This window comes from Pseudomonas sp. FW305-96 (genome assembly GCF_058783825.1).
On sequence record NZ_JBYSYW010000010.1, the window covers coordinates 84148 to 110921 of the forward strand.

27 protein-coding genes are annotated in these 26774 nt (G+C 65.2%); 7 read left to right on the top strand and 20 right to left on the bottom strand.

What is annotated here, in order from left to right; translation table 11 throughout:
- The first annotated feature begins 1 nt into the window (after position 1).
- A complete protein-coding gene (locus AC3WL2_RS10280) occupies positions 2-571 on the top strand; it encodes a LemA family protein (protein ID WP_102683652.1) in 570 nt (189 codons plus the stop codon).
- Between the two features lie 6 nt (positions 572-577).
- On the opposite strand, the gene AC3WL2_RS10285 is transcribed toward AC3WL2_RS10280, so the two are convergent.
- Positions 578-1717, bottom strand: a complete 1140-nt coding sequence (locus tag AC3WL2_RS10285) for a TDT family transporter (RefSeq protein WP_102683651.1) — start codon at positions 1715-1717, stop codon at positions 578-580.
- 159 nt (positions 1718-1876) lie between these two features.
- Between AC3WL2_RS10285 and AC3WL2_RS10290 the strand changes: the two genes are divergently transcribed.
- Together AC3WL2_RS10290 and AC3WL2_RS10295 are read left to right on the top strand one after the other, a co-directional pair.
- Positions 1877-3067 carry an MFS transporter gene (locus AC3WL2_RS10290; protein ID WP_102683650.1) on the top strand — a complete coding sequence of 397 codons (1191 nt, stop codon included), beginning with the start codon at positions 1877-1879 and terminating at the stop codon, positions 3065-3067.
- Between the two features lie 131 nt (positions 3068-3198).
- Positions 3199-6675 (top strand): hybrid sensor histidine kinase/response regulator, encoded by a 3477-nt coding sequence (locus tag AC3WL2_RS10295; RefSeq protein WP_102683649.1) that lies wholly within the window; start codon positions 3199-3201, stop codon positions 6673-6675.
- Here the strand turns inward: AC3WL2_RS10295 and AC3WL2_RS10300 are convergent.
- Complete coding sequence (locus tag AC3WL2_RS10300) at positions 6647-8005, bottom strand: DNA recombination protein RmuC (RefSeq protein ID WP_173862442.1); 1359 nt, start codon at positions 8003-8005, stop codon at positions 6647-6649. The genes AC3WL2_RS10295 and AC3WL2_RS10300 overlap by 29 nt on opposite strands.
- 210 nt (positions 8006-8215) lie before the next feature.
- Positions 8216-8635: a tetratricopeptide repeat protein gene (locus tag AC3WL2_RS10305; RefSeq protein ID WP_102683666.1), complete on the bottom strand. Its 420-nt coding sequence runs from the start codon at positions 8633-8635 to the stop codon at positions 8216-8218.
- A 937-nt stretch (positions 8636-9572) separates the two neighbouring features.
- Between AC3WL2_RS10305 and AC3WL2_RS10310 the strand changes: the two genes are divergently transcribed.
- From AC3WL2_RS10310 to AC3WL2_RS10320, 3 genes are all read left to right on the top strand, one after another.
- The gene (locus tag AC3WL2_RS10310; protein ID WP_102683648.1) at positions 9573-9797 is read left to right on the top strand and encodes a hypothetical protein; all 225 of its coding nucleotides are present in this window, start codon (positions 9573-9575) and stop codon (positions 9795-9797) included.
- 244 nt (positions 9798-10041) lie between these two features.
- Positions 10042-10524 carry a hypothetical protein gene (locus AC3WL2_RS10315; protein ID WP_102683647.1) on the top strand — a complete coding sequence of 161 codons (483 nt, stop codon included), beginning with the start codon at positions 10042-10044 and terminating at the stop codon, positions 10522-10524.
- 144 nt (positions 10525-10668) lie between these two features.
- Complete coding sequence (locus tag AC3WL2_RS10320; protein WP_102683646.1) at positions 10669-11946, top strand: OmpP1/FadL family transporter; 1278 nt, start codon at positions 10669-10671, stop codon at positions 11944-11946.
- Positions 11947-11989: 43 nt separating this feature from the next.
- Here AC3WL2_RS10320 and AC3WL2_RS10325 read toward each other — a convergent pair whose 3' ends face one another.
- The gene (locus tag AC3WL2_RS10325) at positions 11990-12919 is read right to left on the bottom strand and encodes a LysR family transcriptional regulator (RefSeq protein ID WP_102683645.1); all 930 of its coding nucleotides are present in this window, start codon (positions 12917-12919) and stop codon (positions 11990-11992) included.
- Positions 12920-13034: 115 nt separating this feature from the next.
- Between AC3WL2_RS10325 and AC3WL2_RS10330 the strand changes: the two genes are divergently transcribed.
- A complete protein-coding gene (locus AC3WL2_RS10330; protein ID WP_102683644.1) occupies positions 13035-13295 on the top strand; it encodes a DUF2798 domain-containing protein in 261 nt (86 codons plus the stop codon).
- A 19-nt stretch (positions 13296-13314) separates the two neighbouring features.
- On the opposite strand, the gene AC3WL2_RS10335 is transcribed toward AC3WL2_RS10330, so the two are convergent.
- The 16 genes from AC3WL2_RS10335 to cobO form a co-directional block, all read right to left on the bottom strand.
- On the bottom strand, positions 13315-14100 hold the full coding sequence (locus AC3WL2_RS10335) for an RHS repeat-associated core domain-containing protein (RefSeq protein WP_256582628.1): 786 nt from the start codon (positions 14098-14100) through the stop codon (positions 13315-13317).
- Positions 14101-14212: 112 nt separating this feature from the next.
- On the bottom strand, positions 14213-14764 hold the full coding sequence (locus AC3WL2_RS10340) for a glutathione peroxidase (RefSeq protein ID WP_102683665.1): 552 nt from the start codon (positions 14762-14764) through the stop codon (positions 14213-14215).
- 46 nt (positions 14765-14810) lie between these two features.
- Positions 14811-14933, bottom strand: coding sequence for a hypothetical protein (locus AC3WL2_RS10345; RefSeq protein WP_256205968.1), 123 nt, complete (start codon positions 14931-14933; stop codon positions 14811-14813).
- The gene (locus tag AC3WL2_RS10350; protein WP_102683642.1) at positions 14930-16132 is read right to left on the bottom strand and encodes an MFS transporter; all 1203 of its coding nucleotides are present in this window, start codon (positions 16130-16132) and stop codon (positions 14930-14932) included. The genes AC3WL2_RS10345 and AC3WL2_RS10350 overlap by 4 nt, the downstream gene beginning before the upstream one ends.
- A gap of 64 nt (positions 16133-16196) precedes the next feature.
- Positions 16197-16601: a MarR family winged helix-turn-helix transcriptional regulator gene (locus tag AC3WL2_RS10355; RefSeq protein WP_102683641.1), complete on the bottom strand. Its 405-nt coding sequence runs from the start codon at positions 16599-16601 to the stop codon at positions 16197-16199.
- Positions 16602-16643: 42 nt separating this feature from the next.
- Positions 16644-17834, bottom strand: coding sequence for a glycoside hydrolase family 5 protein (locus tag AC3WL2_RS10360; RefSeq protein ID WP_102683640.1), 1191 nt, complete (start codon positions 17832-17834; stop codon positions 16644-16646).
- Between the two features lie 93 nt (positions 17835-17927).
- Positions 17928-18659, bottom strand: a complete 732-nt coding sequence (locus tag AC3WL2_RS10365) for an adenosylcobinamide-GDP ribazoletransferase (protein ID WP_102683639.1) — start codon at positions 18657-18659, stop codon at positions 17928-17930.
- Between the two features lies 1 nt (position 18660).
- Positions 18661-19230, bottom strand: a complete 570-nt coding sequence (gene cobC / locus AC3WL2_RS10370) for an alpha-ribazole phosphatase family protein (protein ID WP_102683638.1) — start codon at positions 19228-19230, stop codon at positions 18661-18663.
- Positions 19227-20282, bottom strand: a complete 1056-nt coding sequence (gene cobT / locus AC3WL2_RS10375) for a nicotinate-nucleotide--dimethylbenzimidazole phosphoribosyltransferase (RefSeq protein WP_102683637.1) — start codon at positions 20280-20282, stop codon at positions 19227-19229. Before cobT ends, cobC begins: the two co-directional genes overlap by 4 nt.
- Positions 20279-20800, bottom strand: coding sequence for a bifunctional adenosylcobinamide kinase/adenosylcobinamide-phosphate guanylyltransferase (gene cobU, locus AC3WL2_RS10380; RefSeq protein ID WP_102683636.1), 522 nt, complete (start codon positions 20798-20800; stop codon positions 20279-20281). Before cobU ends, cobT begins: the two co-directional genes overlap by 4 nt.
- Before the next feature lies 1 nt (position 20801).
- The gene (locus AC3WL2_RS10385; RefSeq protein ID WP_102683635.1) at positions 20802-22256 is read right to left on the bottom strand and encodes a cobyric acid synthase; all 1455 of its coding nucleotides are present in this window, start codon (positions 22254-22256) and stop codon (positions 20802-20804) included.
- Complete coding sequence (gene cobD / locus AC3WL2_RS10390) at positions 22253-23245, bottom strand: threonine-phosphate decarboxylase CobD (protein WP_102683634.1); 993 nt, start codon at positions 23243-23245, stop codon at positions 22253-22255. Before cobD ends, AC3WL2_RS10385 begins: the two co-directional genes overlap by 4 nt.
- Positions 23238-24146 carry an adenosylcobinamide-phosphate synthase CbiB gene (cbiB, locus tag AC3WL2_RS10395; RefSeq protein WP_102683633.1) on the bottom strand — a complete coding sequence of 303 codons (909 nt, stop codon included), beginning with the start codon at positions 24144-24146 and terminating at the stop codon, positions 23238-23240. The genes cobD and cbiB overlap by 8 nt, the downstream gene beginning before the upstream one ends.
- On the bottom strand, positions 24143-24793 hold the full coding sequence (bluB, locus tag AC3WL2_RS10400; RefSeq protein ID WP_102683632.1) for a 5,6-dimethylbenzimidazole synthase: 651 nt from the start codon (positions 24791-24793) through the stop codon (positions 24143-24145). Before bluB ends, cbiB begins: the two co-directional genes overlap by 4 nt.
- Positions 24790-26085: a cobyrinic acid a,c-diamide synthase CobB gene (locus tag AC3WL2_RS10405; protein ID WP_102683631.1), complete on the bottom strand. Its 1296-nt coding sequence runs from the start codon at positions 26083-26085 to the stop codon at positions 24790-24792. Before AC3WL2_RS10405 ends, bluB begins: the two co-directional genes overlap by 4 nt.
- Positions 26082-26693 (bottom strand): cob(I)yrinic acid a,c-diamide adenosyltransferase, encoded by a 612-nt coding sequence (gene cobO, locus AC3WL2_RS10410; protein ID WP_046854540.1) that lies wholly within the window; start codon positions 26691-26693, stop codon positions 26082-26084. The genes AC3WL2_RS10405 and cobO overlap by 4 nt, the downstream gene beginning before the upstream one ends.
- Positions 26694-26774: the final 81 nt, after the last annotated feature.

The window sequence follows — 26774 nt, forward strand, 5'->3', positions numbered from 1 at the left end:
CATGGACCTTTTCGCCCTTATCCTGCTCGCCGTGCTGATCGGCGTACCGCTGATCGTCATCAGCCTGCACAACGGCATCGTCGGCAACCATAACCGGGTCAAACGCGCCTGGGCCGATGTGCTGACCTATGAGCGGCAGAAGACCAAGGTGCTCGATGCGCTGCAAGAGCAGGCCGGCCTGTACCGCGACCATGAACAAGGCGTGCTGGCCGGAATCACCCGCCTGCGCAGCGCCATTGCCGAGCTGCCTGTCGAGGCGGACGGCAAGACCCTGGCCAAGGCCGAGGACGCAACCCGTTCGCTGCTCGGCGGGCTGCGCGTGGCTTTCGAGGCCTACCCCGATCTCAAGGCCTCGGAGCTGATGAACAACCTCATGCGCGAAATCGCCGAGCAGCAACAGAACGTCGGCGCGGCCATCGTGATTTTCAACGGCGAAGTGGAACGCTTCAACAACGGCATCCAGATGTTCCCAGGCTCTCTGGTCAACAGCGTGATGAACAAGCATGCGGCCGTCACCCCGTTCACCGATATCCAAGCCGCCAGCGCCTTCGACTACACACCCAACCTGTAAGGCCGATCAGCGCTGGGCAATGCACGGTGACACGAACAGCTCGCCGCGCCACGCCCCGCGCAGGGTCCGGCTGGCCACCAGCAGCCAGAGCAGCGCCAGCGCCACCACCAGCACCTGGCCGAACACCGTGAAGAAGCCCAGGCCCAGCCAGGCGGCCAGTTTCAACGTGGCCAGGCAGTACACGCCCAAGGGGAAGGTGAACCCCCACCAACCCAGGTTGAACGGCATGCCCTGGCGCATGTAGCGCAGGGTGATCAGCACCGCCGTCAGCAACCACCACAACCCGGCGCCCCACAGCACGATACCGGCCACCAGCCCCAGCCCACGGGCCACCTCGCCGAGGCCGCCCAGGCCATTGGCGGCGAACACCGCCGGCGCATCGCCACCGAGCACCAGCATGCCCAGCGCACCGGTACCGATCGGGCCCAGCGCCAGCCAGCTGGAGGCGGCCATGTTGGCCGGCGGCAGTTTGTGCAAGGCCATGCGCAGCATGAGGATGGTGAGGATGCTGAACGCCACCGGCAGCGAAACCGCCCACATCACATAGCTGGTGATGACCACCAGGAACTGTGCGTGAACGTCCGCCAGGTGCGGCGCCAGCAACCCGCCACTGGCGGCGGCAACCTCCGCCGCCACCACTGGCAGCAGCCACACCGCAGTCATCTGGTCGATGCTGTGCTCCTGGCGGGTAAACATCAGGTAGGGAATTGCCACGCCGCATAGCAGCGCCAGGCCCACGTCCAGCCACCAAAGCATTTCAACCCACGGCACCACAGCCTCACCCCAGCGCGCCAAGCCGAACACCAGGGCGCCGTTGAGGAGGGTGGCCAGGCCCATGGGGATGGTGCCGAAGAACATCGACACGGTGGAATGCGCGAAAATCCGCCGCGCCTCATTGAAGAACATTATCCAGCGGGCGCCATACAGGACGCAGAACAGGGTAAACAGGCCGATGGTCAACCACCACAGTCCCTCGGCCACGCTGTCCAATCCCGGCACCTGGACCTGATGAAAGGCCAGGGCCAGCACGCCGGTGCCCATGGTCGCGGCGAACCAGTTGGGGGTGAACTGGCGAATCACTTCGCGGGGATGGGCCAACTGGCTGAACGGGCGCCAGGAAGGCGTACGGGTCTGGGTGCATGGCATAAGGTGTCTCCTGCCCTTGTGTAAGGTAGAGATATCTTATGCCTGCATAGAATATCTATATAACGGGTAATTTCTCTATCTGTTATCGATTTTAAAGATATAGCAGCCAGTCCGGCACCTGGCATATGCTTGACCGCTGACAATGACAAGGATCAGTCGATGCTCCGCGCCCTGAAAGGCTATCCCGCCGCGGTTCGCCTGCTGTTGTTCACCACCTTCACCTTGACCATGGCCCGGGCGATCACCCTGCCCTATCTGGTGGTGTACCTGTCAACGCACCTGGGCCTGTCGGTCGGCCAGACCGGCCTGCTGGTCGGCGGCGCGATGCTCCTGGCATCCCTGCTCAGCCTCTACGGCGGACACCTGGTCGACACCCTGCGCAGCCATACGCTGATCGTCGCCTGCACCCTGGTGTTCGCCCTGGCCTTCGTCGGCATCGTGGCCAGTACCTCGGCTGCGCCGTTCTTCTGTTTCCTGGTGGTGGCCTACCTGGCCCAGACGGTGGTCGACATTGCCGCCAAGGCCGGGTTCTGCGCCCTGCTGCCAGAGAACCGACGCGGCGAAGTGTTCGCCATCAAGTACACGTTCAACAACATCGCCTGGGCCGCAGGGCCGATGCTCGGGGTGATGCTGATAGAGGCGGACGACCACCTGCCGTTCGTGGTGTCGGCCTTGATCGGCCTCGGCCTGAGCCTGGCTTACTACCGCCTGGGCGAACGCAGCTTGCTGGGCCTGCGCGAGGCCGGGCAGGCGGCGAGCTTCGCCCAGGTCGCCCTGGGCATGCTGCGCGACCGGCGGCTGGTCTGCTTCACCCTCGGCGGCGTGCTCAGTGCTGTGGTGTTCGGCCAGTTCACCGCCTACCTGTCGCAGTACTTGGTGGTGACTCAGCACGATCCCGCCGAGGTGGCGCGCCTGGCCAGCTACCTGGTCACCACCAACGCCCTCGCAGTGATCGGCCTGCAGTACCTGATTGGCCGACGCATCACCCGTCAGCGCCTGATGCCTTGGCTGATGGCTGGCATGGCCATGTTCGTTGCCGGGTTGCTGGGATTCTCCGTGGCCGCTTCGGCGCTGGTCTGGTGTCTGGCCATGCTGGTGTTCACCCTGGGCGAGATCATCGTGATTCCGGCCGAATTCATGTTCATCGACCTGATCGCGCCGGAGCACCTGCGCGGGGTTTACTATGGCGCGCAGAACCTCTCCAACCTGGGCGCGGGGCTCGGCCCGATACTGGTGGGCCTGGCGCTGGGGCATGTGGTGCCGGTGACGGTGTTCTATCTGTTGATCGGGTCGGTGATGCTGGCGGCGGTGTTCTACTGGCTGGGGACACACATGGCCCGACAGGCTTAGTTGGCAATACCCGCCCGTCACGGGGCCTGCGACGTCCTGCCACTGCGACCATCGTCGGCGCTGACGAACCGCGCCCTGCGTGCCAGACTGATTGATCGGGACCGCGTTTTCTTTTTTGCTCCGGAGTTTGCATGTCGTTGTCCAGCGGGCTGATCGCCGTGGTTGCCCTGGCCTATATGGCCATCATGTTCGCCATCGCCTTCTACGGCGACCGCCGCAGCACGCCGTTGCCGCCGCGCCTGCGCGCCTGGGTGTACAGCCTGTCGCTGGCGGTGTACTGCACCAGCTGGACCTTCTTCGGCGCGGTCGGCCAGGCCGCCGAGCAGCTCTGGGCGTTTCTGCCCATCTACCTGGGCCCGGTGCTGCTGCTCATCTTCGCGCCCTGGGTGCTGCAGAAGATGGTGCTGATCAGCAAGCAGCAGAACATCACCTCCATCGCCGACTTCATCGCTGCCCGCTACGGCAAGTCGCAGTCCCTCGCAGTGGTCGTGGCGCTGATCTGCCTGGTCGGCGTGCTGCCGTACATCGCGCTGCAGCTCAAGGGCATCGTGCTGGGGGTGAATTTGCTGATCGGCGCCAATGCCGACGCCACTGGCAGCCGGGTGCAGGACACCGCGCTGGTGGTGTCGCTGGTGCTGGCGCTGTTCGCCATCGTCTTTGGCACCCGCAGCCTGGACGTCACCGAGCACCACCGCGGCATGGTCCTGGCGATCGCCTTCGAATCACTGGTCAAGCTGCTGGCCTTTCTCGCCGTGGGCGCCTTCGTGGTGTTCAACCTGTACGACGGCTTCGACGACCTGTTCACCCAGGCGCGGCAGTCCGTGCACCTGAACGACTACTGGGAAGAAACCATCAACTGGCCGTCGATGGTGGTGCAGACCGCCGTGGCGATGATGGCGATCATCTGCCTGCCCCGGCAGTTCCACGTCACCGTGGTGGAGAACATCGAGCCCCAGGACATGCGCCTGGCGCGCTGGGTGTTCCCGCTGTACCTGGCCCTGGCCGCGCTGTTCGTGGTGCCCATCGCCCTGGCTGGGCAGATGCTGCTGCCGGGCACGGTGATCTCCGACTCCTTCGTGATCAGCCTGCCGCTGGCCGAGGCCCACCCAAGCCTGGCCCTGCTGGCGTTCATCGGCGGCGCCTCGGCGGCCACCGGCATGGTCATCGTCGAGGCCGTGGCGCTGTCGACCATGGTCTCCAACGACATGCTGTTGCCCTGGCTGCTGCGCCGCAACAACGCCGAGCGGCCGTTCGAGGTGTTCCGCCACTGGATGCTCTCGGTGCGCCGGGTGACCATCGTGGTGATCCTGCTGCTGGCCTACGTCAGCTACCGCCTGCTCGGCTCCACCGCGAGCCTGGCGACCATCGGCCAGATCGCCTTCGCCGCGGTCACCCAGCTGACCCCGGCGATGCTCGGCGCGCTGTACTGGAAGCAGGCCAACCGCCGCGGCGTGTTCGCGGGCCTGGCCGCCGGCATCTTCCTGTGGTTCTACACCTTGGTGTTGCCGATCGCCGCCCACAGCCTGGGCTGGTCGCTGCAACTGTTCCCGGGCCTGGCCTGGCTGCACGGCAACCCGCTCAACTTGCCAATCACCCCGCTGACCCAGGGCGTGGTGCTGTCGCTGGCGGGCAACTTCACCCTGTTCGCCTGGGTCTCGATCCTGTCGCGCACGCGGGTTTCCGAGCACTGGCAGGCCGGGCGCTTCATCGGCCAGCAGACCAGCGCCCGCCCCTCCAGCAAACCTTTGCTGGCGGTACAGATCGACGACCTGCTCAAGCTCGCCGCACGTTTTGTCGGCGAGGAACGTGCCCGGCAGAGCTTCATCCGCTTCGCCTACCGCCAGGGCAAGGGCTTCAACCCCAACCAGAACGCCGACGGCGACTGGATTGAACACACCGAACGGCTGCTGGCGGGCGTGCTCGGCACCTCTTCGACCCGGGCGGTGGTCAAGGCCGCCATCGAAGGCCGCGACATGCAGCTCGAGGACGTGGTGCGCATCGCCGACGAAGCCAGCGAAGTGCTGCAATTCAACCGTGCGCTGCTGCAGGGGGCCATCGAGAACATCAACCAGGGCATCAGCGTGGTCGACCAGAACCTGCACCTGGTGGCCTGGAACCGCCGCTACCTCGAACTGTTCAACTACCCCGACGGGCTGATCAGCGTCGGCCGGCCGATCGCCGACATCATCCGCTACAACGCCGAACGCGGCCTGTGCGGCCCGGGCGAGGCCCAGGTGCATGTGGCGCGGCGCCTGCACTGGATGCGCCAGGGCCGCGCCCACTCTTCCGAACGGCTGTTCCCCAATGGCCGGGTGATCGAACTGATCGGCAACCCGATGCCCGGGGGCGGCTTCGTCATGAGTTTCACCGACATCACCCCGTTCCGCGAAGCCGAGCAGGCCCTGCGCGATTCCAACGAGGGGCTGGAGCAGCGGGTCGCCGAGCGTACCCACGAACTGTCGCAGCTGAACCAGGCGTTGACCGAGGCCAAGAGCCGCGCCGAGGCGGTCAGCCAGTCCAAGACTCGCTTCCTTGCCGCCGTCAGCCACGACCTGATGCAACCGCTCAACGCCGCCCGGCTGTTCTCCGCCGCCCTGTCGCAACAAGCCGAGGGCATGAACGACGAAGCCCGGCAACTGGTGCGGCACATGGACAGTTCGCTGCGCTCGGCCGAAGAGCTGATCAGCGACCTGCTCGACATTTCGCGCCTGGAGAACGGCAAGGTCACCCCCGACATCAAGCCCTTCGCCCTCAACGAGCTGTTCGATACCCTCGGCACCGAGTTCAAGGTACTGGCCGCCGAAAAAGGCCTGGAGTTCCGCCTGCGCGGCAGCCGCCTGCGGGTCGACAGCGACATGAAGCTGCTGCGCCGGGTGCTGCAGAACTTCCTCACCAACGCCCTGCGCTACGGCAAAGGCCCGATCCTGCTCGGCGCCCGACGCAAAGGTGAAAGCCTGTGGCTGGAAGTATGGGACCGCGGCCCTGGCATCGCCGACGACAAGCTGGCGGTGATCTTCCAGGAGTTCAAACGCCTGGACAGCCACCAGACCCGCGCCGAAAAAGGCCTGGGCCTGGGCCTGGCGATCGCCGACGGCCTGTGCCGGGTACTCGCGCACCCGCTGGAGGTGCGTTCCTGGCCGGGCAAGGGCAGCGTGTTCCGCGTCAACGTGCCCATCGCCCGAAGCCCCGCGCCCGCGACGCCCGCCCCCGTGGAACAAGCCGGCCAGCCGCTGGCCGGTCTGCAGGTGCTGTGCGTGGACAACGAGGACAGCATCCTCATCGGCATGAACAGCCTGCTCAGCCGCTGGGGCTGCCAGGTGTGGACCGCGCGCAACCAGGCCGAATGCGAGGCCCTGCTCGGCAAGGGCCTGCGCCCGCACCTGGCGTTGGTGGACTACCACCTGGATGACGGTGAGACCGGCACCGGGCTGATGGGTTGGCTACGGGCGCGCCTGGGCGAGCCGGTGCCCGGCGTGGTGATCAGCGCCGACGGGCGCAACGAGACCATCGCCCTGGTCCATGCCGCGGGCCTGGACTACCTGGCCAAGCCGGTCAAGCCGGCAGCCCTGCGCGCCCTGCTCAATCGGCATCTGAGCCTGGTTCAGTAAGGACCTCGTCGCTCAGGGCGCGCTCGACCAGCTCGGCCGGCAGGCTCTTGCTGGCCCGTGCGCCGAGCAGCTTGAGCTGCTCGCTGCGGCTGACCAGGTTGCCGCGCCCCTCGCACAGCTTGTTGCGTGCCGCGGCGTAGGCCTTGTCGACCTGGGCCAGGCGGGCGCCGAGCTCGTCCAGGTCCTGGATGAACAGCACGAACTTGTCGTACAGCCAGCCGGCGCGCTCGGCGATCTCGCGGGCGTTCTGCCCCTGGCGTTCCTGTTTCCACAGGCTGTCGATCACCCGCAGGGTGGCCAGCAAGGTGGTCGGGCTGACAATCACGATCTGCCGGTCGAAGGCCTCCTGGAACAGGTTGGGCTCAGCCTGCAGCGCCGCCGAGAAGGCCGCCTCGATGGGCACGAACAACAGCACGAAGTCGAGGCTGTGCAGGCCCTCCAGGCGGTTGTAGTCCTTGCTCGACAAACCCTTGACGTGATTGCGCAGCGACTGCACATGCTGCTTGAGCGCGGCCTCATCGTTGTTGCCGACGAACTGCTGGTAGGCCGTGAGGCTGACCTTGGCATCGACCACCACCTGCTTGTCGCCCGGCAGCATGATCAGCACGTCGGGCTGGAACCGCTCGCCATCGGCGCTCTTGAGGCTGACCTGGGTCTGGTACTCGCGCCCCTTCTCCAGGCCGGCGTGCTCCAGCACCCGCTCCAGGATCAGTTCGCCCCAGTTGCCCTGGGTCTTCTGGCCCTTGAGCGCCTGGGTGAGGTTGGTGGCTTCGTCGGACAGGCGCAGGTTGAGCTGCTGCAGGCGCTCGAGCTCCTTGCCCAGGGAGAACCGCTCACGGGCTTCCTGCTGGTAGCTTTCCTCGACACGCTTCTCGAAGGCCTGGATACGCTCCTTGAGCGGGTCGAGCAATTGGCCCAGGTGCTGCTGGCTGGTCTGGGCGAAGCGTTGTTCGCGCTCGTCGAAGATCTTGGTGGCCAGGTCGGCAAACTGGGCGCGCAGGGTGTCGCGGGCTTCCTGCAGGTCCTCCAGGCGTTGCTGGTGGCTTTCCTGCTGCTCGCGCAACTCGGCCTCCAGGCGAGCGGCCTGCGCCTCCAGGCGGCGCAGCTCGGCCTCACGGTTGGCGCGCTCGAGGTGCCAGGCGTGGGCGGCGTCGCGGCTGTTGTCACGGTCGATCTGCAGCAACTCCAGCTCACGCCCCTGGGCGGCGAGCTGGGTCTGCTTGACGGTGTTGGCCTCGCTGAGATCGCTGACCTCGTCACGGCTGGCCTCCAGCTGCGCCTGCAGGCCGGCCTGGGCCAACTGCGCGGCGGCAAGGCGCTCTGCAAGCAGAGCTTGCTCGGCCTTGCGCGCCCCCTGGTTGCGCTGTACCTGCATGACCCAGCCCAGGCAAGGCACGGCACCTGCCACCAAGCCCAGCAGAATGCTGGTCAGATCCACTGTCATGCCTACCCCGATCGAACACTGATTGATGCTGCGCAGCTTATCAGGCTGCTGGCGCGGTTGCCTGTGCAGCCCTGTCGCGGGCACGCCCGCGCCTGCTCAAGCGGGGAACCACTGACGCAACAGCCGCCGCGCCTCCTGCGAACCCTGCCCCGCCGCCAGCTCTAACCAGTAACGGGCCAGTTCAGGCTCCTGGGCCTGGCACAATCGGCCAAATTCCAGCTGTGCCCGACGGTCGCCGGCACGCGCCGCCTGACGCAACAGTTCATGACCGATACGCCGGTCGCGGGCATTGCCGCAGTCCCGGCAGAGCATCTGCCCCAGGCGGCTTTGCGCCACCACCACACCCTGGCGCGCCGGTTGCTTGAGCATGCGCCCGGCCAGGTGCTTGACACTGGGCTTGTCGCCCAGGTGCGGGCTGTCGAGTAGCCACAGGGCCACTTTCAGGGAAAAGCGCTTGGGGGACGGCAGCGATGCAGAGGCATCAGGACTGGCGAAGTGTTTACCGCGAAGCTTCATGACCAACAGCAAGGGTGACTCGAGAGGCGCGCCACTCTACTCGATTTTTTGCAAGCTGGCCCGGGCGACTTTCGGCTGATCGACATTTTTTTCGATGATTTTTTCTTGACGTTTTCACCGTGAAAATGCCCGTGCCAGACCGCGCCACCAATTGTCGGACAATCAACAAAACAGCTGGCACGCCCGTCCTAGAGCAAGCGCCCGGGACAATCCACAGAACCTGTGGATAAGTCGGTGGACAACCCCTGAAGGCAGCCCGCAAACCCCTGTGAAATGGGGCTTTCAGTCAAACTGTCGATTTTTTCACCAGCAAAAATTAGTGTTTTTTTTCATTGACTTAAGCCCTTAGTCAAGTCATTGGCGAGCCCTCCACAGGATGTTGCAAGTGCGTTACAAGTCTCCGGGCGAGTGTGTACAAGTGCACCAACAAACGGCACGACTGCGCCCGAAAACGGCACATCCAGGCGATTACCGGGGCATTTCCCCCTCTTCACAGCAGGTGCAATAGGCGACATAATGGTCGGCTCCCCGCAAGAAATAAAAACTTGCCAACCCTTGAATGTTCGCGTAGGGTTGCGCACTGTTAGTACCCAGCTGAAGTCATTCTGGCCACTTAGTCCCTACAGCCCGACGCTCAAGACGAGCAGGCGCTGCCCCATCGGGACCGGCCCATTCGATGATTCACTCGGCAAACCCTGCCCAGCACGAATCACGTTTTCAGATTGATCAGGATCGTCCCCGACGCCCAGAACCCTGGTGTCGGTGTGCTGCCTGCCTTCTGTCGTACCTACCAGTCAGCCCAGCGCCACTTATTGCATGCGCCCCTCTGGCTGCCCTGTTCCAGTCAGGTTCTGCGTCTCCTTAATAAAGACGTCACTGGAACGTTTCTATTGTGCACGGATCAAACACCGTGTCTTACGCAGGAACATCCAACAATATGAGTAACCATCAACAAATCCAGGCTGCCTTTGGCACCCTTTCCCAGGCCTTCGCTCCACTCAAGTGCCTTATCGTTGCCCCACGTAAGGGCAGCTTCAGCTTCACCCTGGTCGACCAATACGGTGTCGCCTGCCACAGCGAGCGCCTCTATCCGGAACAATACAACCGGGCCGAGCCGCTGCAGGCCGTGATCGAGCGTGCGCGCCAGTCGTTGACGGCATGAATGAATGACGGGCAATTCACGTCATGAATACACCCTGCACGCGCCAGCCTGAAGGTAATTGGCTTAATCGCCAGCGGGCATATGCTCCGCGCCTTCTGGCTGCAATCGATTTAAAAACAGCCCTTTACAACACAGTTATCACACTACACTTCAACTCGAGCGGCACCTGCCGCTTCCGGCGGGCCTGACCACTCACCAGCTGCCAAGCTCCAGCGCCCGTCGGCCCTTTTCGTAAGAGGCCATCATGGGCATCGCTGCGAACGAGTTGAGTCGATACGTGATCCGACCGACCCTGATCTACTTGGGCCGCCACTGCGACAGCGCAGAAGCTTTGTTACTGGGCGTTGCTGCAAGCCAGTCGGGGCTAGGGGCTGCCCTGCATGACCGACGCGGCCATGGGCTTTACCGGATCGGTGAGAATCGTCACCGTTGTTTATGGGACGAATACCTCGCACGCGACCCCGAACTGGCCAGCCTGGTCCGTGGCCTGGCCAGCCAGCACGCCTTCCTCGGTGGCCCGCACCTCGAACTCACCGTCAACCTGCGCTATGCCACCGCCATCGCCTGGATGCTGATAGAAGAGCAGGCCACGCCGCTGCCGGCCGCCGACGATCTATTGGGCCTGGCGCGGATTTGGCGGCAGACCTTCCACCCCCAGGGGCGCCTGCGGGATTTCACCCACGCCTGGCACCAGTGCATCGAGCCGATGCTGACCCACGCCTCCTGAACAGCCACGTCCTACACCCGGAATAAACGGAATTTTGGTCGGATTGTCCTACAAAACCGCTCTATCTCCTGCGTTCTAGCCTATAGCGCAGCGCGGCATTTGTTGGTAGCGTTTCGCCCCGGAGATCCCAAGGAGTTTCTAATAATGAAAAAAGTTATGCTCAAAACCTCTCTCGGCGTTGCCGTTGCCCTCGCTTCCAGCCAATTGCTCGCCAGCGGCTTTGCCCTGAACGAACAGAGCATCAGCGGCATGGGGACAGGTTTTGCGGGTCGTTCTTCTTCTGCCGAAGATGCCAGCACCGTGTATGGCAACCCGGCGGGCATGTCCCGCCTGAAGCGCGATCAAATGACCGTTGGCGGTGCCGCGGTCATCGCCAAGTCCGATATTTCCGGACGCGGCAGCAACAAAGGGGGGGAAATGGACGGCGACATGGTGCCTCTGGTCGGCGTGCCGATGGGTTACTACGTCAAGTCCATCGATGACCACTGGAGCGTCGGTTTCGGCGTCTACGTGCCATTCGGCCTGGTCACCGACTACGGCAGCGACGATGCCGCGCGCTACTGGGGCAAGAAAAGCCATGTTCAGGTCGTGACCTTCCAGCCGACCGTAAGCTATGCGTTCAACGACAAGGTCTCGATCGGTTTCGGCCCGACCATCAACCGCATCGAGGGTGAACTGGGCTCAAACCTGGCCAGTATCTCGCCGCTGCGTCCGGCCGATGGCGAAGTTAAGATCAAGGGCGACGACACCGCGGTTGGCTACAACATCGGTATCCTGGTGCAAGCCACCGACCGCACCCGCGTCGGCCTGACCTACCACTCGATGGTCGACTACAAGCTCGAAGGCAAGACCAAGGTCAGCTACCCGCTGCTGGGCCTGGACGGCAACAAGTTCGATGCCACCCTGAAGATCAAGACCCCCGAGTCGGTGGACTTCTCGGTAACCCACGAGCTGGACGACCAGTGGACCCTGTACGCAGGCAGCACCTGGACCCGTTGGAGCCGCCTGGAGAACATCACGGTCAACAACGAAGTGCCGGCAGGCCCTGCCGGGCAGTTCGCGACCATTACCGAAGAGCAGAACTGGCACGACACCTGGGCTCACGCCATTGGTGCCTCGTACAAGGTCAACAAGGAATGGGTCCTGCGTACCGGTTTCTCGGTTGACCAGTCGCCGACCAACAACACCAACCGTTCGCCGCGCATCCCCACTGGCGATCGCAAGATCTTCAGCATCGGTGCCGGTTGGAGCCCGTCCGACGACATGACCATCGACGTGGCCTACTCCTACCTGTGGGAAGAGGACACCAAGGTCAACAACCAGCCACACAGCCTGACCGAGGCCGGCCTCAAAGGCAGCTACCAGGCCAAGTACGAAAACAGCGCCCACGGTATTGGTGCTTCGCTGACCTACCGCTTCTGAGTGTCACCCGCGGCATGAAGAAACCGCCCTCGTGGCGGTTTTTTCATGCCTGCACGGGCCATTGTTCACCCAGGCACTGTTGCAGGTATTCCATGAATACACGCACCTTGGTCGTCAGAGCAAAGCGGTCGGCCAAGCATAGATAGACATCCATCGGTTCAGTCCGGGCATAAGCGTGGCCACCGCCATTGTTTTCAAACAACGACACCAGCCGGCCGGCATCCAGGTGCGGACGCACGACGAACTCCGCCAGGCGAGTAATGCCGCCGTCATTCAGGGCCATCTGGGTCAGCGCATCGATGTCGTCACTGATCAATACCCTGCCGAATCGGGCCTCGAAACGCAGCCCGTCGCGCATGAAGCCCCAGGGCAGCAAGCGCCCATCCACCGGGTAGCGGAACACCAGGCAACTATGGTCTTGCAGGTTTTCCGGGGTGGTGGGCCGACCAGCGCTGGTCAGGTAGCCAGGCGACGCGCAGCAGACAAATGGAATACGGGCGATATGCCGGGCCAGCAAGTGGTCTTCCAACTGCGGGGTGATGCGCAGGCTGACATCCACATCTTCGAGAGCGTGATTGACCTTGCGATCAGCCATCACCAACTCTATCGAAAGCAGCGGATAGCGGGCGCTGAATGCCGGGATCAACGGCGCCAGTACATGTCGGCCGAAGGCTGAGGTGGAGGCGATGCACAATCGCCCTTGGGGCTCGCTGTCCGGCGTGGTGACCGCCTGCTCGGCCAGAGCAAGCTCGCGCTCAATATGCCGCACACGCTCGTAGTACAGGCTGCCAGGCGGTGTCAGGGCCATGTTGCGGGTAGTACGGGTCAACAGACGTACCTGCAGGTGTGTCTCGAGCCGCGCCAGGTTTTGGCTCACGGCCGCTGGAGTAAGTCCCAGGCTGCGGGCTCCACCGGCGATGCTGCCAGCCTCGACGACCTTGATGAAACTGCGGATGGCGTTAAGTAGGTCCATGGGATGCCTGGCTGATTCGTAAGTTTCTCTTTATAAAAAACTTACCGATCAAGGTCTACAGCACTTCACCCCCCATTGCTAACCTGCGCCTCCACCCCATCGTTCAGGAAGTACCATGACTGGATTCGCTACACCGCGCCGCCGACGCAAGCTGCACCGAAGCACAACGCCCTATGTTTTTGCTTTTTACATGTCGGCCATCATGGCGCTGCTGATGTGCTTTGTGATTACGGCCGCTAACGGCGGAATTGATGAAAACTATCTGAAGGATGTCATCAAGGCCTACCAGCTTGCGATGCCAGTAGCATTCGTCTGTGTTTTGATTGTGCGCCCAGTGGTCATTCGCCTAGTAACACTGACTGTCAGTTCACAATAGCTGAGACCCTGCGTGGCATTTAAACAGGCGAGTCGTCCCCCGTTCGTAGCACACGAAGTTCTTCAAAAGCAGAGGGATGAACCTTGTCGGGTTTCCACTCATCAGTGAAGCGCAGAAGCCTAACCGATGCGTACGCATCTGCAGCGGTGGACAGTGCTCCAAGTGAAAGCTGGAGCAAGTTGTATTTCAGGTTCTGCTGCAACTCGTCAAGCGAACTCATCTTGTAAGGTTTGTAATAACCACGATACCTGTCATATGGGCTGATGAGACCTTCCGAGTTACCCATGGGTGACCCGCCTGCCATGGCATGCGCCGAGAGTACAGTATTAAGGGCGCCTAGCACGACCGCCCCCGCCAGCGTAGACCAGTCACCCAAATCGGCAGCGTTCTTTGTTCCCGAAGCCTCCCACATATGTGCTGCCGCTTCGATATGTTTCAGCTGAACAGCTGTTTTCCCCATACCAAAGGCTTGAAGTAACCGGGTAACAGTACTTTTACTACGCCCTTCAGGATCTCGGTAATTGATTGGATCATTGCTGCAATAGGCGTAGGTATTAATTCCCCCTGCTCCGAATGGACTCAAGCTGTCAGGGGAATGAAAACGCATCAGAGCGGGACTGTAAGTACGGTGCCCATTACCCAAGTGATAATTACCCGTTAGCCCATCCCGCAGCTCGCCACAATAGGCCAGTCTTGCCCCCAGAGCCGTCGATAATCCGCCATAGGGTGTATAGCTGCGAGGTGTTTCAGCCGCCGTCAGAATCGACTGTTGACGGTCACACATCGCGAGATGGTTGATTGCCATGTGCCCTCCGGGCAAGCGCGATCTTTCAGCAAGACTGCACCATCTCGACGCCGGAGATAACTGGTAAAAATACCAGATCAGCCGACCTGCCCCCCACTCTGGACGTATTGGCTCAAGGCTGTGAAGCAATCGCCTTGTCGATCGCCGCCCTGAACGCCGGATCATCCGGCTTGGTCAGGCTGGAGAAGTTACCGATCACCTTGCCCTTGCGATCCACCACATACTTGTAGAAGTTCCACTTCGGTGCACTGCTCTGCCGAGCCAGCTCGACAAACATCGGGATAGCATCCTTGCCACGAACAGCCTGGGTCTTGGTCATGGTGAAGGTCACGCCATAGTTGGCGTAACAGACCTTGGCGGTCTTCTCGCTGTCGGCGTCCTCCTGCTTGAAGTCATTGGACGGCACGCCGAGCATTTCCAGGCCCTGCTTGCGGTAGTCCTTGTAGGTCGCCTCGAGGCCTTCAAACTGCGGGGCGAAGCCGCAGTAGCTGGCGGTGTTGATCACCACCAGCGGCTTGCCGGCGAAGCGCTGGCACAGGTCGATCTGCTCCTTGCCGCGCAGCTCGGGCAGGCTGCCCTGAAGCAGCGCCGGGCAGTCCGCCGCCCAGCTCGAAGTGGCGGCGGCCAGGGCCAGCAGGGGTAGGGTCAGCCAGCGGGCATGCATGATATCGGTCTCCTGCACATGATTCCTTGACTGTGCAGGGTAGCGCTTAACACAGGCTCATGCCCAACTGCATCAGCGCCAGGCCACCCTTGTGCCAGCCCCACCACACCAGCGCCAATACCAGCACTGCGGCAACCAGCAGCAGGCCGCGGCCGAGAAGGCGGTTCATGCCGTCTGGGCCTGCAAGCGGGCGACCGGGCGTTCGCGCACCGGCCAGTTGAGCGCCGCGGCCAGCAGGCTGAGCAGGATCGAGATCTGCCACACCAGGTCATAGCTGCCGGTCTGGTCATACACCACGCCGCCCAACCAGCCGCCAAGGAACGCACCCAGCTGGTGGAACAGGAACACGATGCCGCCGAGCATCGACAGGTTGCGCACGCCGAACAGCGTGGCCACGGTGCCATTGGTCAGCGGTACCGTGGACAGCCACAGCAGGCCCATGGCGATGCCGAACAGGTAGGCGCTGTACTGGGTCACCGGCGCCCAAAGGAAGAGCACGATGACCACGGCGCGCAGCAGGTACAGGCCGGTCAGCAGGCGCGGCTTGGACATGCGCCCACCCAACCAGCCCGCGGTGTAGGTGCCGACGATGTTGAACAGGCCTACCAGCGCCAGCACGGTGGTGCCGGTAGTCGCCGGCAGGTGCTGGTCGACCAGGTAGGCCGGCAGGTGCACGCCGATGAACACCACCTGGAAACCACAGACGAAGAAGCCCAGCGCCAGTAACCAGAAACCGGAATGCGCGCACGCTTCACGCAATGCCTGGCCGAGGGTCTGCTCGGCGCCATGGCTGGGCAGCGGGCGGTCGCGCAGCATGCCCACGAACGGCACGATCAAGGCCACCAACAGGCCCAGTACCAGCAAGGCTGTCGACCAGCCCAGCCACTGGATCAGCCCCAGGGTGCCTGGGAGCATGGCGAACTGACCGAAAGAGCCGGCGGCGCTGGCGATGCCCATGGCCATGCTGCGCTTCTCCGCCGACACGGCGCGGCCGACCACGCCGAGGATCACCGAGAACGAAGTACCGGACAGGCCGATGCCGATCAGCAGGCCGGCACTGAGCGACAGCGACCAGGCCGAATCGGCAAAGGCCATCATCGCCAGCCCGACTGCGTAGAGAATGCCGCCGATGACCACCACCTTGGCCGCGCCCAGGCGGTCGGCCAGGGCCCCCGTGAACGGCTGGGCCAGGCCCCAGATCAGGTTCTGCAGGGCAATGGCGAAGGCAAATACTTCACGGCCCCAGCCGAAATCGGCGCTCATCGGCGCCAGAAACAGGCCGAAACCATGCCGCACCCCCAGCGACAGCGCGAGGATCAGCGCCGCCCCCAGAAGTACCCAACCGCTGCTCCGCCAAAGGGAAGTCATTGTCGTTGTCTCCAGCCCATCGCAAGGTTTATGCGGGTATATACCCGCTTTTAATCGTCGTGTATCAGGCGAGTTGCTCCAGCAAGCGCACCAACTCGTCGCGCTGCCCCTCACCCAGCCGCTTCACCAGTTGCGCCTGGGCCTGCTGCCAGGCCGGGTAGGCGGCATCCAGGCATGCCCTGCCCGCCTCACTCAACAGCACCACACGGTTGCGCTGGTCTTCTCCGTCGGCCAGCCGCACCAAGCCCTCGGCCTCGAGCACCTTGAGGTTGCGGCCCAAGGTGCTGCGCTCCAGGCCCATGGCCTCGGCCAGGCAGGTGATACTGGGGCGGTCGAGGCGCTGGACATGACGCAGCAGGGAAAACTGGGCGACATTGATGCCGAAGCCGACAAGGGCCTCGTCGTAATGCCGGCTCACCCCACGGGCGGCACGACGTAGATGGGTACAGATGCATTCACTGGTCAGCATGGATACGTGTATATACCCGCATCAACGACGTTGCAAGACATTTCAAGGGGTGGTTGTGGGCTGTAGACGCCGACGGATCGGCTCGAACTCCACTGTGGCCTTGCGTACCAGTGGGTCAGGCGCCCCCTTGTCGATCGCCTGCCAGTACCGCCACGGCACCTTGGTCGAACCCAGTTCGTAGTCCATGCCGTCCCAGCTGTCTTCGCGGAAGCTGTAGAACGCCCAATGCAACTGCTGGCGATCAAGCACCGTGAGCACATCCTCCAGGTATTGCCGGCAACCGGGCAGGCGGCGCATGCAACCGAACTCGCCTACCACCAGGCGCGAACGCGACAGCTTGATGGCAGCGGCCCAATCCACCGGCTTTTCCAGGTAGCGCGCGACCTGCCCGGCGTCCCACTGCTGCGTCTTCCCGGCGAACGGTACCGGCCCCGGGTAGGTGTATGGTTGGCGGCGGGCCAGGTTCGGCGCGCTGGTGGCAGCATAGGGCTCGTACATATGCACGCTGTACAGCACGCGCTCATCCTCCAGCGCCGCGGGCCAGTAGCCGAAGGCGTCGGCAGCAGCGTACCAGCCGGCATCGACCATCACCGGCGTCTTGCCGTCGACCTCGCGGATCGCCGCTACCAGTTGCCGATAGAGCGCAGGCAGGTCACGCGGCCCGCCCTGCTCGCGGGCGTACCACTGCTTCATCCGGGCAAGATCGGCATGCTCGGCCAGGTCCCCCTGTTTCTCAGGCGCAGGCTCGTTGACGAGGTTGTAGGCGGCGATGGCCGGGTGATCCTTGAGCGCCAGGGCAACATCACGCCAGAAACGCGCGGACTGGGTCCAGAAACGCTTGTCGTGCCACAGCCGGTCGTCGAAACGGCCCTGGTTGTTCTGCGCCCAGCGCATGCCAGGCAGCGACAGTGGCGTGATGACCACCTTGAGCCCAGCGGCGTGGGCGCGGTCTAGTACTTCGACCAGCTGCCGCAGATCGCTGGCAGCCAAGCCTTGGTAATCGTCGGCATTGCCCAACAGGAAATCGCGCTTGGCCGGCTGCCATTTGTCGTACGACAGGCGTACCCAGCTGGCACCGTAGCTTTTCAAGGCATCGAAGTAGGCCTGGTCCGGGGGCAGGCGATTGAAGCTGTTGCCGCCATGGCGAGGTGTATCCCAGAAGTCGATCAGGTCGGCGGCGTTGGCGGGCATGCCGGCAAGCACAAGCAGGCCGGCGAGGATCCAGTGGTGCATGCGAGGCATTCCTGGTGGTTGGCGAGCGAACGAGGATAGAACAAGTGCTTGGTATGGTTTTCCGTTTTCCCCGCAGGATTTTTCAGACGCGACCTACTGCAACGCCAGGCCAAGCACCACCACCAGTTCCAGCAACTCGAGCAGTGCCCCGGCGGTATCCCCGGTGGTCCCTCCCAAGCGCTTGCACATCACCCGTCGCAACCAGGCGAACGCCACTGCCGTCAGCAGCAACACCCATAGCACCGACCAGCCGCCCAAGGTGACGCAGAGTGCCGCGCTGCCTAGCAACACCCACGCGGCGCCGCGCCGCGGCAGATGCTCCGCCAGTGCCGACCCGAGCCCGCCGGGGCGCACATAAGGCGTACCGAGGAACAACCCAAGCAGCGCCGCCCGCCCCACCACCGGCGCCAGCACCAGCAGGCCGCCAGCCCCCCGCTCGACCAGTACCCACAGAGCACAGAACTTGAGCAACAACACCAGTACCAGGGTGACCACGGCGATCGGCCCGCTGCGCGGGTCCTTCATGATCTGCAAAGTGCGCTCGCGATCGCCGAACCCACCCAGCCAGGCATCGGCGCTGTCGGCCAGGCCATCCAGATGCAGCGCGCCACTGAGCAACACCCACAGCGCCAGCAGCAAGGCCGCGTGCAGAGGGGCCGCCACGCCATGCAGCAGCTGGCTGGCCAGCCACAGCAACACACCGAACAGCAGCCCCACCACGGGATAGAACAGCAGCGAACGCCCCATTTCCTGTGGCGCCGGCATGCCCGGCAGGCGCACCGGCAGGCTGCTGAGAAACTGCAGGGCAATCCAGAACGGCAGCATCTCAGCGCACCTCGCGCAACTGACCGTCTTCAGCCACAGCCAGGCGTACCAGCGCGCCATGGCCGACCTCGACCTGCAACAGTTGCTCACGTGGCAGCCCGCGTGCACGCGCCAGCAGCAAGCGCATCACCCCGCCATGGGTCACTACCAACACCCGTTTGCCGGCATGCTCGCGGCGCAGGCGCTCGACCGCGGCCAGCACCCGTTCGGCAAAGGCCAGCACCGGCTCACCCGCAGGCGGAGTGAACGCATACGGATCACGCCAGAACAGCCCCAGGGCATCAGCATCGGCCTGCATGATCTGGGCGGCACTCTGCCCTTCCCAGTCGCCGAAATGCAGCTCACGCACACCGGTCTCACGCTGCACCGGCAAGTTGACCCGTGCCCCCAGCTCTTCGGCAAACGACGCGCAACGCTGCAACGGTGAGCTGACCAGCACGTCCCAGGGGCCGGCATCGGCGGTGGCCTGACGCATCTGCGCCCAGCCGTTTTCGGTCAGGGCATCGTCGAGGCTGCCGCGCAGGCCGCCGCCGAGCTCGGTCTCGCCATGACGCAGCAGCTCGAGAATCATACCGGGCGATCCGCCACCGCGGCCTCGGCAAAGGTCGCCATCTGCCCATGCAGGGCGCAAGCCAGGCGAATCAGCGGCACCGCCAGCGCCGCGCCGCTGCCCTCGCCCAGGCGCATGCCCAGGGCCAGCAGCGGCTCGGCCTCCAGCGCAGCCAGCAGGGTCTTGTGGCCTGGCTCGGCGCCCTGGTGGGCAAACAGCAGCCACGGGCGGCATTGCGGGTTGAGGCGCACCGCCACCAAGGCGGCGACACTGCAGATGAAGCCGTCGACCAGCACCGCCACGCCATGCTGGGCACAGGCCAGGTAGGCACCTGCCAGCGCGGCGATTTCGAAGCCGCCGACACAGGCCAATGCCTGCAGCGGCTGGTCGGCACGCAGGCCGTGCAGCACCAGGGCGCGCTCGATCACCTCGGCCTTGTGGCGCACGCCGGCGCTGTCCAGGCCGGTGCCCGGGCCGCTCAGCTCACGCGCCGGGCAGCCCAGCAAGGTACTGGCCAGCGCGGCCGCGGCAGTGGTGTTGCCAATGCCCATCTCACCGCCGATGAACAGCTGGGCGCCGTTGTCGAGCGCGCGCAAGGCACTGTCGCGGCCGGCCTGCAACGCCGCCGCCAGCTGCGCGTCGGTCATCGCCGGCTGGCGGGCGAAGTTGGCGGTGCCGGCGCCCAGGCGCAGGTGGTGCACGCCTGGCAGGTGCAGGTCCGCGTCGATAGTGCCGAGGTCGACCACCTGCAGCTCGGCGTCCAGCTCGCGCGCCAGTACGCTGATCGCCGCGCCACCGCCGACGAAGTTGCGCAGCATTTGCCCGGTCACCGCCTGCGGATAGGCAGAGATACCCTCCTCCACCACGCCATGGTCGCCGGCGAAGATCGTGATGGCGACCCGCTCCAGGCTGGGACGCTCGCGCCCTTGCAGGCCGGCCAGGCGTACCGCCAGGCCTTCGAGCTGGCCGAGGGAGCCGGCCGGTTTGGTCAGCTGTTGCTGACGGGCGCGGGCCTGGTCCATGGCGGCGCTGTCGAGGGGTTGGCAGGCGTCACGCCACCACATCGGGGTCATAAGGCTGGTCCTTTGAGCATGAGAGGGAGGCCGGCGACAGTCAGCACCACGCGCTGGCAGCGTTCGGCCACGGCCTGGTGCAACGTGCCTGCCAGGTCGACATAACGGCGGGTCAGTTCGCCCATGGGCACCACGCCCAGGCCGGTTTCGTTGCTGACCAGGATGATCGTGCCCGGCAGTTGCGCCAGGCTGGCGAGCAGCGCGTCGCGCTCCTGCGCCAGGCGCTGGTCATCCTCGAGCATCAGCAGGTTGGTCAGCCACAGCGTCAGGCAGTCCACCAGCAGGCAGCGCCCTTGGGCGGCTTCGGCGTGCAGCACGGCGGCCAGCGCCACGGGCTCCTCCACCAGCCCCCAATGGGGCGGACGCCGTTCGCGGTGCAAGCGCACGCGCTCATTCATCTCGCCGTCCAGCGGCTGGCTGGTGGCGATATAGGTCACCGGCAGGCCGCTGGCTTCGGCCAGTTGCTCGGCCAGGCGGCTCTTGCCCGAACGGGCGCCGCCGAGGATCAGGCTGTGCATTTCAGGCGACTCCACACAGTTCGCGCAGGCGCGCGGTGTCCAGGTGCTGCTCGACCAGATCGGCCAGGCGCTCGATATCGCGCTCGCGCAGGGCCTCGTAGTCGATGGTCTGCGCATCGGCCAGCCCGGCCCAGCGCAGCAGCGCGGCGCACGACTGGCTACCCTCGAACAGGCCATGCAGGTAGGTGGCGAGGATCTGCCCGTCGGCGCTGATGGCGCCATCGGCACGGCCATCGGCCAGTTGCACTGCGGGGCACTCCAGCGCCAACCCGCTGGTGACGCCGGCATGGATCTCATACCCCGCCACCGGGGCCTGCTCGAGATCGAGCGTGCCCGCCACATTACGCAACTGCTTCTCGGATTCCAGCACGGTGCTGTACGCCAGCAGGCCCAGGCCATCACTGGAGCCGGCCGGCCCCTCAAGGCCCAGGGGATCATGCACCTGCTCGCCGAGCATCTGCAGGCCACCGCAGATGCCGATGAGCTTGCCGCCATAACGCAGGTGCCGAGCGATGGCCGTGTCCCAGCCGCGCTCGCGCAGTTGCGCCAGGTCGCCGCGCACGCTCTTGGAGCCGGGCAGGATGATCAGGTCGGCAGGCGGAATCGGCTGGCCCGGGCCGATGAACTGCAGGTCCACCTGCGGATGCAGGCGCAGCGGGTCGAAGTCGGTGTGGTTGCTGATGCGCGGCAACACCGGGACGATCACCTTCAGCAGGCGCTCACTTTTTTCGCCCTGGCGCGTATCGATACCATCCTCAGCCTCCAGGTGCAGGTCGGTGACGTAGGGCAGCACGCCCAGCACCGGCTTGCCGGTGCGCTGCTCCAGCCAGTCCAGGCCAGGTTGCAACAAGGCGATGTCACCACGGAAACGGTTGATGACGAAGCCCTTGACCCGCGCCTGCTCGTTCGCCGACAGCAACTCCAGGGTGCCGACCAGATGGGCGAACACGCCGCCCCGGTTGATATCGGCCACCAGGACCACCGGGCAGTCGACCGCCTCGGCGAAGCCCATGTTGGCGATATCGCCGGCCCGCAGGTTGATCTCCGCCGGGGAACCAGCACCTTCGACCATCACCACCGGATAGGCTTCGCTCAGGCGCTCGTGGGAGGCCAACACCGCCTGCATGGCGATGGTCTTGTAGTCGTGATAGGCCACGGCGTTCATGCTGGTCACCGCCCGGCCATGGACGATCACCTGGGCGCCGGTGTCGCTGTTGGGCTTGAGCAGCACCGGGTTCATGTCGGTGTGCGGCGCCAGCCGGCAGGCCTGGGCCTGCACCGCCTGGGCGCGACCGATCTCGCCGCCGTCGGCGGTCACGGCGCTGTTGAGCGCCATGTTCTGTGGCTTGAACGGCACCACGGCGACGCCCTGGCGCAGCAGCCAGCGGCACAGGGCGGTGACCAGCGTGCTCTTGCCGGCATCGGAGGTGGTGCCTTGCACCATGAGGGTGGTCATGCCGATTCCTTGTGGTAGTCCGCCAGGGCCTGGGCCAGGCGTTGTTCGTCAGCCGCCGTGGCGGGCAGGCCGAAGCGCAGCGCGCACGGTCGCTCGAACAGCCGCACCAGGATGCCCCGGCGGGCGAGATAGTCATGCAGGTGCGCGGCGCGTTCGTCACGCACGTACTGGAACAGGTCGCAACCGCCGCTGGGTGGCAAGCCTGCGCCTTCGAGCAACCTGGCCAGGCGCTGGCTGGCCAGGGCGCACCGGGCAATCTGCGCCAGGTGCGTCGCCTCGTCGGCGAAGCACGCCTGCCCCAGTACGCGGGTCGGGCCACTGACGGTCCAGGGCCCGAGCGCCTCGGCCAGTTGCCGCAACACATCCGCCTCGGCGACGACGAAGCCCAGCCGCACGCCGGCCAAGCCGAAGAACTTGCCGAACGAGCGCAGCACGATCAGCCCGGGTTGTCCGGCCTGATCGACCACGCTGTGTGCGGGCGTGTTGTCCATGAAGGCTTCGTCCACCAACAACCAGCCACCCCGCGCAGCCAGACGCGCATGCCAGGCCAGCAGGCGTTCGCGGGGCACACGGCGACCGGTGGGGTTGTTGGGATTGACCAGCACCAGGACATCCAGGCTGTCGAGTACGTCCTCGACCTGGGCCTCATCCAGCTCGACCAGCGCATGCCCCGCCCGCGCCCAGGCATGCGGATGTTCGGCATAGCATGGCGTCAGCACCCCGACCCGAGCGGTCGAACGCAGGTACGGCAAAGCCTGGATCGCTGCCTGGGAGCCAGCTACCGCCAGCAGCGGCTGCGCGCCATAGTAACGCCGCGCCGCCGCTTCCAGGCCGTCCTCGGTCTCGGGCAGTCGAGCCCAGGCGTCCACGGGAATCGGCGGTATCGGGTAGGGCCAGGGTGCGATACCACTGGACAGGTCGAGCCACTGGTGCCGAGGGATCGCGTACTGTTTCACCGCCCGTAGCAGGCGGCCACCGTGCTCAAGCATTCAGGTAGGCTCCCACGCAGATCAATAGCACCCACAGCCACACGCCGCGCTGCACCAGGCTCCAGCCACGCTCGATGGCGTCGGCGTCGGCCATCGGCCCCTCGCCCAGGCGCGGGCGTTCGTGCAGCTCGCCGTGATACACCGCCGGGCCGCCCAGCTCCACCCCCAGGGCTCCGGCCCCCGCCGCCATCACCGGGCCGGCGTTGGGGCTGTCCCACAGCGGCGCCTGCTTGCGCCAGCAGGCCAGGGCCAACCGGGTCTTGCCCAGCAGCGCATAGGTCAGCGCCACCAGCCTGGCGGGAATATAATTCAGCCCATCGTCGATGCGCGCCGCGCACCAGCCGAAGCGCTCGAAACGGTCGTTGCGATAGCCCCACATGGCATCCAGGGTATTGCTCAGGCGATACAGCACCACCCCCGGCGCCCCGGCCACGACGAACCAGAACAGCGCTGCGAATACCGCATCGCTGCCGTTCTCCAGCACCGACTCGGTAGCCGCCCGCGCCACGGCAGGTTCGTCCAGTTCGCGGGTCTCGCGACTGACCAGGTAACCGACGCGCCGCCGCGCCTCCTCCAGGTCGCCCTGACGCAGTGCCTGGGCCACCGGCAGCACATGCTCGCCGAGGCTGCGCAGGCCCAGGGCGCAGTACAGCGCCAGCACGTCCACCAGCCAGCCGATAGCGGGCAGCCAGGAAAGGATCAGCGCCAGCAAGGTCAGCGGCACCACCGCCAGGAACCAGGCCGTGACACCGTGGCTGCGCCAGCCCCGGCCACCAGCGTTGAAGCGCTGCTCAAGGCGCGCGGCAAGGTTGCCGAAGCCCACCAGCGGATGGCGCCGCCGCGGCTCACCCAGCAGTGCATCCAGGGCCACGCCGGCCACGGTCAGCAAGGCCACGCTCATGGGCATTCTCCCCAATGGTTCTCGTACAGCATGTCACTCAACGGCCGTTGCTCGGCCCAGTCTTCGAGCACCAGCATCGGCGCCGGGTAGAATTCGGTCACCGGCCCCAGGCACAGCACCGCCATGGGCTTGGCGCCTACGGGCATGCCCAGCAGATCGGCCAGGGCCTGCGGCTCGAACAACGACACCCAGCCCATGCCCAGCCCTTCGGCCCGCGCCGCCAGCCACAGGTTCTGGATGGCGCAGGCCAGCGAAGCCAGGTCCATCTCCGGCAGGGTGCGGCGGCCGAAGACATGCGCCTCGCGCTTGTCCATCAGCGCTGCCACCAGCACCTCGGCGCAGTCGTTGATGCCTTCGACCTTGAGCTTCATGAACTCATCGGAGCGTTCGCCCAGGGCTTCGGCGGTGCGCACCCGCTCCTCCTCCACCAAAGCCTGGATACGTTCGCGCAACTCACGCTGGCTGATACGAATGAAGCGCCAGGGCTGCATCAGGCCCACGCTGGGGGCCTGGTGAGCGGCGGCCAGCAGACGCCCCAGCAACTCGGGCGCCACCTCGCCGCCGGCAAAATGGCGCATGTCGCGGCGCTCGCCGATGGCCCGGTAGATCGCCGCGCGCTCAACGGCGCTGTACGCGTGTTCGCTCATGGTCGCAACAGCGCCGCCGCCGCATCGGGGTTGGACGGAAAATAGAAATGCACGTAGGAAGCGGTCAGCCGCCCCAGGCGGTAGACCGCCTCGTTGCCGCGTCCGCCATTGGGGCTCAGGCCACGGGCAATCGGTTCCAGCTCGGTGCTGGTCAGCGAATGGTGATAGGTGTGGCCGCGCAGGGTGCCTTCGGGCAACTCGACGGCCTGCAGGGCCAGGGCCGCCAGGCGCTTCTGCATGGTTGCCTCGCCCGGCAGCAGGCCTGCCAGCGATGCACGCACACCGGCCACATCGGTCAGTGCGTCGAGCAGGTAGAGCATGCCGCCACATTCGGCCAGCAGCGGCTTGCCCTCGGCGTGGTGGCCACGGATCGCCCCCAGCATGGGAGCGTTGGCGGCCAGGGCCTGATGGTGCAACTCCGGGTAGCCGCCTGGCAGGTACAGGCTGTCTACATCAGGCAACTCCCGATCATGCAACGGCGAGAAGAATTCGAGCTGCGCGCCGAGGCTGCGCAGCAGGTCCAGGTTAGCGCCATAGGTGAAGGCGAAGGCTTCGTCGTGGGCCACCCCGATGCGCACCCCGGCAAGCGGCGTGGTTACGCCCAGCGGCTCAGGCCGGGCAAAACCGACCGGTGGCGGCAATGCGGCATCGCAGCTGGCACCGAGCGCTTCGGCGGCGGCATCCAGGCGCGCGTCCAGGTCGTTGAGTTCACTGGCCTGGACCAGGCCCAGGTGGCGGCTGGGCAGCTCGATGCCACGCTCGCGGGACAAGCCGCCGTACCAGCGCAGGCCTTCGGTGAGACTGCCTTCGAGCAACTGCGCATGGCGCAGGCTGCCAACCCGGTTGGCCAGCACTCCGGCGAACGGCAGGTCGGGCTGGTAGCGCGCCAGGCCCAGGGCCAGGGCGCCGAAGGTCTGGGCCATGGCCGTGCCATCGATCACCGCCAGCACCGGCACGCCGAAATGGCGGGCCAGGTCGGCGCTCGACGGCGTGCCGTCGAACAACCCCATCACGCCTTCGATCAGGATCAGGTCGGCCTCGCCCGCCGCTTCCCACAGCAGGCGACGACTCTCCTCGGCACCGATCATCCACAAGTCCAGCTGGTAGACCGGCGCACCGCTGGCGCGCTCGAGAATCATCGGGTCGAGAAAGTCAGGCCCGCACTTGAACACCCGCACCTTGCGCCCGAGGTTGCGGTGCAGGCGGGCCAGAGCGGCGGTCACCGTGGTCTTGCCCTGGCCCGAGGCCGGGGCAGCGATCAGCACGGCGGGGCATTGGCGTGAGTCACTCACAGCTCGACGCCCTTCTGTGCGCGGATACCGGCCTGGAAGGCGTGCTTGAGCATGCCCATCTCGGTGACGGTGTCGGCTAGTTCGATCATTTCGGGCTTGGCCGCACGGCCGGTGACGATCACATGCTGCATCGGTGGGCGGGCCTGGATGTCCGAGAGCACCTGGTCGAGGTCGAGGTAGCCATGCTTGAGGGCGATGTTCAGCTCATCGAGCACCACGAACTGGATCGACGGATCCTGCAGCAACTGGCGCGATACCGCCCAGGCCGCTTCGGCAGCGGCGATGTCACGCTGGCGGTCCTGGGTCTCCCAGGTAAAGCCCTCGCCCATCACGTGATAGCGCACCTGCTCGGGGAAGCGACGGAAGAACAGCTCTTCGCCGGTGCTGTTGCGGCCCTTGATGAACTGCACCACGCCACACTGCATGCCATGGCCCAGGGCCCGGGCGAGCATGCCGAAAGCCGAGCTGCTCTTGCCCTTGCCATTGCCGGTCAGTACCAGCAGCAGGCCGCATTCGTTGGGGGAATTGGCGATGCGCTCGTCGATGATCGCCTTCTTGCGCAGCATGCGCGCCAGGTGACGTTCGTCGCGTTCGGTGGATTCGCTCATCAGGGGTCTCCGCAGGCCGTCGCCGGTTGGCGACAGGGAAAAGGCGGGCAGACGGAGAACGCGCAGGGGGCGTGGCCCCAG